This window comes from Bordetella petrii (genome assembly GCF_020991325.1).
In the GTDB taxonomy this organism is placed as follows: domain Bacteria; phylum Pseudomonadota; class Gammaproteobacteria; order Burkholderiales; family Burkholderiaceae_B; genus Bordetella_A; species Bordetella_A petrii_E.
In genome coordinates, this window is the sequence record NZ_JAJMLX010000175.1 from 1 (window position 1) to 9756 (window position 9756).

Consider the following 9756-nt stretch of genomic DNA (forward strand, 5'->3'; position numbering starts at 1 on the left):
GCCGTGGCGGGCTGCCAGAGCGGCACCTTGCCCTGCGCCGGGGGCGCCTGTTCCGGATACAGCGCCAGCAAGGCCAGGATGGTGCGCGCCGTCTGGCCCAGCGTGGTGGGGGCCGAAGCGGTGGTATCGCTGCGCGTGACCAGATTGCGTGCGGCCTGGCCTTGGGCCTCGGCAGTCTTGGTGTCGGCCACCGTGGTGCCGCGTTCCCCGCGCGGGCCCGCGGCGTCGACCGGCGTCCGAGGGTTGCGGCCGGTGGGGTCAGTCTGGCCGGGGCGCACGGTTTCGCCGGGCTGTGCCACGGCATTCGGACGCGCGCCCGAAATCAGGTTGGCATGCGCCGCCATGGTGGTGCCCAGCACGGCGTCCAGCCGTTGCACCAGCACGGTTCCCAGCGCCGATGGACCGACGCTCATGTTCGCCGCCCCGGCCGCCGCTGCCGGAATAGAGTTCTGGCCGTCATGCGGCGGGCGTGGGCGCGCCGTACGCCGATAGCAGGGACTGCTGGCGCTTCATGCGCCCCAGCAATTCGCTCAGGCGCGCCATTTGCGGAATGGCCAGGTCGCGTGTCGCGGCGTCGTTTTCCAGGATGCGTACCAGCAGTTCGTACTTGGTTTCCTTGCCCGCGGCGTCCAGCGGCATGACGGCGTCGACGCTGCGCAATCGCTCGACCCATTCGCAATAGCGCTGGCCGCAGGCCAATACGGCAGTCCAGTCGCCAGCCCGGGCGGCGGCAAGCATGCTGTCGGTGAGTGTGGCGATTTCCCGGTAGATGTCCAGGACAGAAGCGTGGCCCGTGGGGGGCGTCATAAGAGTCTCGCGCATTGGCGCTTGCCTTGAAGGCGTTCAGGGTCAGGCCGGCACGGTGCCGGCGGAAGGGTCGTTGGAGGTTTGCCAGGCTTGCGCCAGTTCGGCCAGCAGGCGGTCGGCGGTGTCCAGGTGGGCCGCATCGCCTTTCAGGTTGGCCAGCAGCAGGGTGCGTACGATGTAGTCATACAGATTGGCCAGATTGACGGCGATATCGCCGCCGGCTTCCATGTTGAGCCCGGTTTTCAGGCCTTCGTCCACGATGCGGGTAGCCTTGGAAATGGCCATGCCGCGCTCGGCCACCCGGCCCGCCTCGAGGTGCAGGCGAGCCTGGGCGATGGCGGCGCGGGCGCCGCTGAACAACAGGGTGACCAGGCGTTCCGGGCTGGCGCTCATCACCTGGGTTTCCAGGCCGATGTCGATGTAAGAGCGGGCGGCATAGCCCGCGGGACGGCGCGCGGCGTAGGTCATGATGGATGGCCTGCGTGGAATGTGGGCTTATTGGGACTTGGACAGCGCATTGAACTGCTGCGTCAGGTAATTGCTGATGTTGTTCATCTGGGCAACCAGGGTGTCCAGCCGCGTGAACTGGGCACGATAGTTGTCCATGGTGGCCTGGATGGACACCTTGGTGCGGTCGTACTGGTCTTGCAGGGAATCGACAGTGTCCTGCAGGCCGTCGGTGCGTGTCTTGATGGAGCCGGACGAACCCAGAATGCTGTCGGTGGCTGCCTTCATCTTTTCAGACAGCCCGCCGGGGCCGGTAAACAGCCGGTTGACGTCGGCGGGATTGTCGGCCAGCGCCTTGTCGAGTTTTTCCTGGTCCAGCTCGAGCTTGCCGGTGGTGGGGTTGGTGGTGATGCCCAACTGGCTCAGCGTACGCAGCGTGCCTTCGCTGCCCACTACGCGCAGCGCGCCGGCGATGCCGGACTGGATGTTGCGGGTGGTGCCGTCGCCCGTCAGGGCGCTTTGCGATTCCGTGCTGACGTCGAAGGCAGTCAGATCGCCGATGGTGGTTTGCAGGGCGTTGTAGGCGTCCACGAATGACTTCACGGCCTTGGACAGCACCGTGGGGTCGGTGGTGACCGACACTGTGATGGACTCGTCGGCAGCGGTGGTGGCCGTGAGTTCGAGCGTAACGCCGTCGATGGCTTCGCTGATGGTGTTGGACTGGCTTTCCACCGTGATGCCGTTGATGCTGATCACGGCGTTCCTGGCGGCCTGCTGTTCGCTCATGGGCGAAGCCGCGGCGGCGTCGTAGCCGACCACGGCCTGCACTGCGCTGTTGTCGGACGAGATGCTTTTCACGGCAGCCTGTTCGCCAGTGGTCTTGCTGGTGAGCATCAGGTAGCTGTCGCCGTTGCCATCGGTAATGATGGTGGCGCGCACGCCGGCTTCGTCGTTGCTGTTGATGGCCTTGGCCACGCCGTCGAGCGAGGTGTCCGAACCCAGTTCTACCGTGGCGGTGCTGTCGTCGGCCAGGGTGATTTCCAGGCTGCCGCCGCTGCCCATCTGGGCCTTGCGGTCTTCCACCGCGCCCGACTTCAGGGTTTGCGCGGCGGCCAGCTCGGAAATGGATATACGGTAGTCGCCCGCCACCGCGCCGGCCTCGGTTTTCACCGTGAGCCCTTCGCCTTTCACATTGCTTTTCACGGCCCCCAGGGTTGCCGAATCGCTCAGCGCGGCCGCGGCCTTCTGGACGGCCTCGACCGCGCTCTGGATCTTGCTGTACGCGGAAATGCGGGTCTTGAAGCTGGTTTGGCGGGCGGTGATCTGAGTGAGCCTGGTCTCTTCAGCTTCTTGAAGCTGCGTGAGCATGTCTTCCAGGTTGGTCAGGCCGGAACCGGAACCGAGCGAGGTGATGGAGGCCATGGATATTCCTTTCTAGCTAAGCAATTCTGTCAAAAAGCCGTGTCGTGCGATCGAACGGGGAAGGGCACAAGGGCGGTCTAATTTGCCGCTTTCAGGCGGTGGTTTGAACGGCCTTGCCCTGCATTTGCACGATCATGCGGGCAATTCGCAACAATGCGTCCGACGGAATGGTGCGCAACTTTTCTCCGGTTTCCGAGTCCACCACGGTGACCACTACCTGGTGCACGTTGGGGTCGATCTCGAACTGCAACTGGGTTTTCCAGGCGCGCAACTGCTGGTTGATTTCTTCCATCGCGCGTTCCAGCGGCAGGGTGGGCTGGCCGGTGCCCGCCGCCGCATCTTGCGCGCCGCCGCTGTCGGCGGATGCGGCCGCTGGGGTCACGACCACGGCCGGCTCTGGCGGAACCGGCGCGACAGCCACGGCAGGCAGCGCAAGAGGGGCGGGGGCGAGCGGGCTGACAGCCATATTCTCTCCAGTCAGAAGGGCATGTTGGAACGCCCGACACGGGTTTGAAGGGATTTCTCAGCTACCATTACGGCACCGCCGGACGGAACTTTAGCTGTCCGCGGCTTTCGCCAACCCGGTTTCCTGCCCATGAGCGTCAAGACGGCCCTGCGCGTCATCGAAATCATCGAGACCTACGCCCGCGAGCGGCGCGCCTTGCCGTTATCGGAACTGGCGCGCCTGCTGGACGTGCCGGTCTCCAGTTGCCTGGCCCTGATCCGCACGCTGTCCGACCTGGGCTACCTGTACGAAACCGGCCGCCGGCAGGGCTACTACCCCACCGGGCGCCTGCTGGCCATGGCGCAGCGCATCGCGCGGGCCGACCCCGTGCTGGACCGCGTCTATCCCAGCCTGGTGGAACTGCGAGACGCGACCCAGGAAACCATCGTGTTCGGCAAGCTCAATGGCGAGGGGCGGGTGGTGTACCTGGAAGTGCTGGATTCGCCCCATACCATCCGCTACGCGCCGGTTGCCGGCGAATTTCGCGACCTGCATGCCAATTCGCTGGGCAAGGCGCTGCTGTCCACCCTGGGTCCGGAAGCCCGCGCGGCTTTGCTGGCCCGCCAGCCGCTGGTCCGCCACAACGACCGCACCCTGGCCACCCCCGAGGCAGTCAACGCCGACCTGGAGGCCTCCCGCCAGCGCGGCTGGTTCATGAACCTGGGCGAATCCATTCCGGACGTGTGCGCCATTGCCTGGCCGGTGACCCTGTCAGGCGAAACCTACGCCATTTCGGTGGGCGGCCCCGTATACCGCATAGAACCGCAGCAGGAAGAGTACGCCCGCATCCTGCGGGCGGCGTGCACGGCACTGGAACAGCGCGGCTGAGGGCCGCGCAAAGGCCCTGGGCGGGCCGGGCTCTTCAATATGACTTGGGCAACCCCAGCACCTTTTCCGCGATGAAGCACATGATCAGTTGCGGGCTTACCGGCGCGATGCGCGGAATGTAGCTTTCCCGCAGCAACCGCTCCACGTGGTATTCCTTGGCATATCCCATGCCGCCCAGCGTCAGCACGGCCGTCTGGCAGGCATTGTGGCCGGCCTCGGCGGCCAGGTACTTGGCGCTGTTGGCATACGGGCCGCAGGGCAGCCCCGCGTCGTACATGCTGGCGGCCTTGAACACCATCAGATTGGCCGCCTCGAGCTGCATCCAGGCCTGGGCCAGCGGGTGCTGGATCCCTTGGTTCTGGCCTATCGGCCGCCCGAACACGGTGCGTTCGCCCGCATACTGCACGGCGCGGTCCAGGGCGGCGCGGCCGATGCCCACGGCCTCGGCGGCGATCAGGATGCGTTCCGGGTTCAGGCCGTGCAGAATGTATTCGAAGCCCCGTCCTTCTTCACCGATGCGATCGGCCGCGGGAATGCGCAGGCCGTCGATGAACAGCATGTTCGAGTCCACTGCCTTGCGGCCCATTTTCTCGATTTCGCGGACTTCGATTTTCTCGCGGTCCAGGTCGGTATAGAACAGCGACAGGCCCTGAGTGGGCTTGGCCACGTCCGCCAGCGGCGTGGTGCGGGCCAGCAGCAGCATCTTGTGGGCCACCTGCGCGGTCGAAATCCAGATCTTGCGCCCGTGCACCACATATTCGTCGCCGTGCCGCTCGGCGCGCGTGGACAGCTTGGTCGTGTCCAGGCCCGCGTCGGGTTCCGTCACCGCGAAACACGCCTTCTCGCGCCCGGCGATCAGGGGTTCGAGCCAGCGTTGGCGCTGTTCGGCGGTGCCGAACACCACCACGGGATTCAGGCCGAAGATGTTCATGTGCACCGCCGATGCCCCCGCGAAACCCGCGCCGGATGCGGCGATGGTCTGCATCATCAGGGCCGCTTCCGTCATGCCCAGGCCGGCGCCGCCGGATTCCTGCGGCATGGCGATGCCCAGCCAGCCATCCTGCGCCAGCGCGGCGTGGAAATCGTGCGGAAACCCGCCGTCGCGGTCGCGCTCCAGCCAGTAGTCGTCCGGAAAGCGCTCGCAGACGCGTGAGATCGCGTCGCGCAGCGCCAGTTGGTCGGACGAGAATTCAAAGTCCATCAAAGTGCTCCTTCTTGGGTGGCGCGCGCGGCTATCAGCGCGTCGATTTCGGCGTCGGTGCAGCCTGCTTCGCGCAGGATCTCGCGGCTGTGCTCACCCAGGCGCGGCGCCGGGCGGCGGATGTCCGTGGGCGTGCCGGCGTAGCGTCCCAGCGGCGCGGGCGTGCGCAGGCGGCCTTCGGTGGGATGGTCCAGCGTGCGTACAAAACCGGTGGCCTGCAGATGCGTGTCGTCTATCAGGTCGTCTACTGAATAAAGCCGCGCCGCGGGGATATCCGCGCGGGCCAGGTCGGCCAGCCATTCGGCGCTGCTGCGGGTGCGCATGACCTCGGCCACGAAAGCGTAGGCTTCGTCGATGTGGCGGGCGCGCGCGGTATGGGTGCAGAAGCGGGGATCCTGTTCCAGGTCGGCGCGGCCGATCAGTGCGAAGAAGTTGCGCCAGTGCTTGTCGTTATAGATCAGCAGGCACAGGTAGCCGTCGGACGTGGCGTAGGGCCGGCGATGCGCGGCCAGCAGGCGGTTGTACCCCGTGGGGCCCAGCGGGGGGTCGAAGGTCGCGCCGCCCAGGTGGTCGCCCAGCACCATGTGGGCCATGCCCTCGAACATGGGAATTTCCACCGCCTGGCCGCGGCCCAGGCCGCGCGCATGCAGCACCGCCGACACCAGCGCGATGGCCACATGCAGGCCCACCGCGCGGTCGGCCAGCGTCAGGGGCGCATAGCGCGGCACGTCGCCGCTCTGGCGGCGGAACAGGTCGGCGATGCCTGTCTGGCCCTGAATCAGGTCATCGTAGGCCGGCCGTCCGGCATAGGGGCCGTTCTCGCCGAACCCATATGCGCCCACGTACACCAGCCGCGGGTTGCGGGCCGCCACGGCGTCGTACGACAGCCCCAGCCGGGCCATGGCCTGCGGCCGGATGTTGTACAGCAAGGCATCGCACCCCTCGGCCAGCTTCAGGCAGGCCTCGCGGCCCGCCTGGGTCTTCAGGTCCAGCACGATGGACCGCTTGTTGCGGTTCAGGTGCAGGTACAGATGGCCCATGCCGGCATTGCGCATGGGCCCCACCGCGCGCATGTTGTCGCCCGCCGGCGATTCCACCTTGATGACGTCGGCGCCCAGGTCGCCCAGCACCTGCGTTGCATAGGGGCCCATGACCACCGAGCTCAGGTCCAGGATGCGCACGCCGGCCAGCGGGCCGGCGGTTTCTGCAGTGGAAGTCATTGCTGCTGGATACCCGCGTCTTTGATCAGTTTGCCCCACAGGTCACGCTGTTCGCTGACAAACGTGGCGAAGCTTTCCGGAGTGCCGCTGAAGGCGTCGAACCCCAGTGCCGCCAGGCGCTTGCGCACGTCGGGGTTGGACACGATCTGGTTGATGGCGGCATTCAGCTTGGCCACGATCTCGGGCGGCAGCCCGGCCGGGCCGAAGTAGCCGTTCCAGGAATTCAGGTCGAAGTCGGCCACGCCGGCCTCGCGCATCGAGGGCAGGTCGGGCACGATGGTGCTGCGTTCGGCCGTGGATACTGCCAACGCGCGCAACTGGCCCGACTGGACGAAGGGCAGGCCCGAGGCCAGGTCGGTGAACATGAAATCCACCTGGCCGCCGACCAGGTCGGTCAGGGCCTGCGGCGTGCCTTTGTAGGGCACGTGCAGGATGTCGATGCTGGCGCGGCGGGCCAGGGTGCCGCCGGCCACGATGCCGGTGCTGTTGCCGGTGGCGTAGGTGACGCGGCCGGGGTTCTTGCGCGCGTAGTCCACCAATTCCTGCACGCTCTTGTAGGGGCGCTTGGGATTCACCACCAGAATGAAGGGCAGGTTGCCGCCCCGGGCGATGGGTGTGAAGTCCTTGACCGGGTCGTAAGGCACGTTCTTCATCAGGAACGGTGCCGCCGAATGCGAGGTATTGGTCGTGACGAACAGGGTGTAGCCGTCGGGCTTGGCCCGCGCCACGTAATTGGCGGCAATGGTGGCATTGGCTCCCGGCTTGTTCTCCACGACTACCTGCTGGCCCAGGATATTGCCCAGTTCAGCCGCGAAGATGCGGCCGACGGCATCGGTGCCGGATCCGGCCGGGAATGGCACCACCAGGCTGATGGGTTTTTCGGGGTAGGCGGCCTGCGCGGGGGCGGTTGCCGCCAGGGCCGCGCCGGCCATGGCAACGGCGCACAAAGTACGTAAGAACATGGAAACGTCTCCTGGTAAATATGGCGGCGTCTGTCGGCCGCCTGGCTTGAAAAGGCGCCCGCTCAGGCGGGGGCCGCGAAGTTGCGTATGACCCGTTCGGGCGACTCTTCGTAAGGGGGCGAATAAATCACCAGCAACCGGGCGGGTTCGTCGCTGGTCACGGTAAATACATGCGGCACGTCGGGAGGGAAGTAGCAGCAGTCGCCGGCAACCATGTCGGCGGATTCGTCGCCCACCTGCGCCCGCGCCGTGCCCGCCAGCAGATAACACACTTGTTCGATGCCGGGGTGGGCATGGGGCAGGGCACCCTGGCCTTTTTCGATGACGCCCAGCAATACTTCCACGTGCTTGGCGCCCACGGTTTCCGCGCCGATCAGGCGCCGGTTCAGCGTGCCGGTATGGTTGGCCGGGTGATAGCCCGGCACCTCGGCTTCGCGTACCAGCCAGCGGGGGGATGAGGACATGCGGTGTGCTCCTGAATTTCTTGTCTGTGAAATTATTTTCATACATGAGAAAAAAACAGGCAAGCGGACTTTCCCTGATGGGCGGGGTGCCGGCAGGGCCTTTGGGGTAGAACGCGGCGCCCGGCTGCTACACTGCCGCCTCTGCCTATTCAGTGTGTATTCATGCCTGCCCCCCGTCTCGATGCCGCCACCCCGCTGCCGCAGTGGCTGCAGTATCTCGAGTCCATTCATGCCAAGGCCATCGACCTGGGCCTGGACCGCGTCAAGCAAGTTGCCCAACGGCTGGACCTGCGGCTGGACTGCGTCAAGTTCGTCGTGGGCGGCACCAATGGCAAGGGTTCCACCTGCGCCATGCTGGAAGCCATACTGCTGGCAGCGGGCTACCGGGTGGGGCTGTATACCTCGCCCCACCTTATCGATTTCAACGAGCGCGCGCGCGTCAATGGCGAGATCGCCAGCGATGCAGTCCTGGCCGAGCAGTTCGCCGCGGTCGAGGCGGCCCGCGGCGATGTCACCCTGACGTATTTCGAGTTCACCACGCTGGCCATCCTGCGGTTGTTCGCGCAGTCGAACCTGGACGCGGTGGTGCTGGAAGTCGGCCTGGGCGGCCGCCTGGATGCCGTCAATATCATTGACGCCGACTGTTCCATCATTACCAGTGTCGACCTGGACCATACCGACTGGCTGGGCGACACCCGCGAACTGATCGGCCTGGAAAAGGCCCATATCTATCGCGGCGGCCGGCCCGCCATCTGCAGCGACCCGCAACCGCCCCAGACGCTGCTGGACCACGCGCACCAGATCGGCGCCGATCTGTGGCTATTCGGCCAGGATTTCAACTATTCGGGCGATCGCCAGCAATGGGCCTACGGAGGGCGCGGCCAGCGCCGCAATGCCCTGGCATACCCCGCGCTGCGCGGCGCCAATCAGTTGTTGAATGCGTCCGCTGCGCTGGCCGCGCTGGAATCGCTGCGCGATCGCCTGCCGGTGCCCCAGCAGGCGGTGCGCGTGGGCCTGCTGCAGGCATCGGTGCCGGGCCGCTTCCAGATCTTGCCCGGCCAGCCGGCCGTCATCCTGGACGTGGCGCACAACCCGCAAGCCGCGGCCGTGCTGGCGCAGAACCTCGACAACATGAGTTTCCACCCGTACACCCACGCGGTCTTTGGCATGCTGAATGATAAAGACATCGACGGCGTGCTGGCCAGGCTGGGCAGCCGTGTCGACCACTGGTACTGCGCGGGCCTGGCAGGGCCGCGCGGTACTTCGGGCCAGGATCTGGCCAGCCATGTCGCGGCGTTGGTGGCCAAAGCGCCCGCGGGCAGCGACGCGCCTACCGTCCAAGCCTATGCCGACCCGGCTGCCGCGTACGCCGCGGCCCGGGAACGGGCGGGCGAGGGTGATAGAATCGTAGTATTCGGCTCATTTCTCACCGTAGCCTCGGTTTTGCAGTCGCTGGGCCGCAAAGCGTAGGCTCCGGGCAGGCAGGGCGCCGGCTCTGATCAGGTCGCAAGGAATTCCTTTTCATGGGATTGTTCACTCGCAAAGATTCCGCCTCGCAGGCATCGTCTTCCAGGCCGCGTCCGTCGGTCTCCAGCGAAGCCCAGGCGGCGGAACTTCGTGCTCGCGCCCGTCGCCGGTTGGCCGGGGCCGTGGCGTTGGTATTGGCGGCCATCATCGTGCTGCCCATGGTGCTCGATTCCGAGCCCGTGCCGGTGGCAGACGACATTCCCATCCGCATCCCGGACCGCAATACGCCGTACCAGCCCTCGGTGTCGCCGCCCGCATCCGCCGATAACGGCGTCGAACCGGCGCCTCAACCTGGCCAGCCTCCCGCCGCGCAAGCGCCGGCCGAGCCGCCCGCGCCTCCCGATGTCTCCACCCCGCCCGCCGCCACGGCGCA

General features: G+C 66.4%; 10 protein-coding genes and 2 pseudogenes. 3 read left to right on the plus strand and 9 right to left on the minus strand.

The genetic code is table 11. From position 1 onward, the window contains the following. The 5 genes and pseudogenes from LPZ50_RS16570 to LPZ50_RS16590 all read right to left on the minus strand — a co-directional run. Positions 1–413 (minus strand): annotated as a pseudogene (locus LPZ50_RS16570) (flagellar hook-length control protein FliK); the annotation flags it as partial. 43 nt (positions 414–456) lie between these two features. Continuing rightward, positions 457–807, minus strand: a complete 351-nt coding sequence (locus LPZ50_RS16575; RefSeq protein WP_230662761.1) for a flagellar protein FliT — start codon at positions 805–807, stop codon at positions 457–459. A gap of 42 nt (positions 808–849) precedes the next feature. Further along, on the minus strand, positions 850–1275 hold the full coding sequence (fliS, locus tag LPZ50_RS16580; RefSeq protein WP_230662743.1) for a flagellar export chaperone FliS: 426 nt from the start codon (positions 1273–1275) through the stop codon (positions 850–852). A gap of 27 nt (positions 1276–1302) precedes the next feature. Continuing rightward, the gene (gene fliD, locus LPZ50_RS16585; RefSeq protein ID WP_230662745.1) at positions 1303–2676 is read right to left on the minus strand and encodes a flagellar filament capping protein FliD; all 1374 of its coding nucleotides are present in this window, start codon (positions 2674–2676) and stop codon (positions 1303–1305) included. A 91-nt stretch (positions 2677–2767) separates the two neighbouring features. Beyond that, positions 2768–3142, minus strand: a complete 375-nt coding sequence (locus LPZ50_RS16590; RefSeq protein ID WP_230662747.1) for a flagellar protein FlaG — start codon at positions 3140–3142, stop codon at positions 2768–2770. Positions 3143–3271: 129 nt separating this feature from the next. Between LPZ50_RS16590 and LPZ50_RS16595 the strand changes: the two genes are divergently transcribed. Then, positions 3272–4009, plus strand: coding sequence for an IclR family transcriptional regulator (locus LPZ50_RS16595; RefSeq protein WP_230662749.1), 738 nt, complete (start codon positions 3272–3274; stop codon positions 4007–4009). A gap of 34 nt (positions 4010–4043) precedes the next feature. Here LPZ50_RS16595 and LPZ50_RS16600 read toward each other — a convergent pair whose 3' ends face one another. The 4 genes from LPZ50_RS16600 to LPZ50_RS16615 form a co-directional block, all read right to left on the minus strand. Beyond that, positions 4044–5210: an acyl-CoA dehydrogenase family protein gene (locus LPZ50_RS16600; RefSeq protein WP_230662751.1), complete on the minus strand. Its 1167-nt coding sequence runs from the start codon at positions 5208–5210 to the stop codon at positions 4044–4046. After that, positions 5210–6430: a CaiB/BaiF CoA transferase family protein gene (locus tag LPZ50_RS16605; protein ID WP_230662753.1), complete on the minus strand. Its 1221-nt coding sequence runs from the start codon at positions 6428–6430 to the stop codon at positions 5210–5212. The genes LPZ50_RS16600 and LPZ50_RS16605 overlap by 1 nt, the downstream gene beginning before the upstream one ends. Further along, entirely contained in the window at positions 6427–7392 is a 966-nt protein-coding gene (locus tag LPZ50_RS16610) for a Bug family tripartite tricarboxylate transporter substrate binding protein (protein WP_230662755.1), read from the minus strand. Before LPZ50_RS16610 ends, LPZ50_RS16605 begins: the two co-directional genes overlap by 4 nt. 62 nt (positions 7393–7454) lie before the next feature. Then, positions 7455–7856, minus strand: coding sequence for a cupin domain-containing protein (locus LPZ50_RS16615; protein ID WP_230662757.1), 402 nt, complete (start codon positions 7854–7856; stop codon positions 7455–7457). Positions 7857–8018: 162 nt separating this feature from the next. Here LPZ50_RS16615 and folC point away from each other — a divergent pair, with 162 nt between their 5' ends. Further along, positions 8019–9326 (plus strand): bifunctional tetrahydrofolate synthase/dihydrofolate synthase, encoded by a 1308-nt coding sequence (folC, locus tag LPZ50_RS16620; protein ID WP_230662759.1) that lies wholly within the window; start codon positions 8019–8021, stop codon positions 9324–9326. Positions 9327–9379: 53 nt separating this feature from the next. Further along, a pseudogene (locus LPZ50_RS16625) lies at positions 9380–9756 on the plus strand (SPOR domain-containing protein); the annotation flags it as partial.

Coding starts and splice junctions, on each gene's coding strand:
- LPZ50_RS16575 (WP_230662761.1), bottom strand. CDS start 807: ATGACGCCCCCCACGGGCCACGCTTCTGTCCTGGACATCTACCGGGAA.
- fliS (WP_230662743.1), bottom strand. CDS start 1,275: ATGACCTACGCCGCGCGCCGTCCCGCGGGCTATGCCGCCCGCTCTTAC.
- fliD (WP_230662745.1), bottom strand. CDS start 2,676: ATGGCCTCCATCACCTCGCTCGGTTCCGGTTCCGGCCTGACCAACCTG.
- LPZ50_RS16590 (WP_230662747.1), bottom strand. CDS start 3,142: ATGGCTGTCAGCCCGCTCGCCCCCGCCCCTCTTGCGCTGCCTGCCGTG.
- LPZ50_RS16595 (WP_230662749.1), top strand. CDS start 3,272: ATGAGCGTCAAGACGGCCCTGCGCGTCATCGAAATCATCGAGACCTAC.
- LPZ50_RS16600 (WP_230662751.1), bottom strand. CDS start 5,210: ATGGACTTTGAATTCTCGTCCGACCAACTGGCGCTGCGCGACGCGATC.
- LPZ50_RS16605 (WP_230662753.1), bottom strand. CDS start 6,430: ATGACTTCCACTGCAGAAACCGCCGGCCCGCTGGCCGGCGTGCGCATC.
- LPZ50_RS16610 (WP_230662755.1), bottom strand. CDS start 7,392: ATGTTCTTACGTACTTTGTGCGCCGTTGCCATGGCCGGCGCGGCCCTG.
- LPZ50_RS16615 (WP_230662757.1), bottom strand. CDS start 7,856: ATGTCCTCATCCCCCCGCTGGCTGGTACGCGAAGCCGAGGTGCCGGGC.
- folC (WP_230662759.1), top strand. CDS start 8,019: ATGCCTGCCCCCCGTCTCGATGCCGCCACCCCGCTGCCGCAGTGGCTG.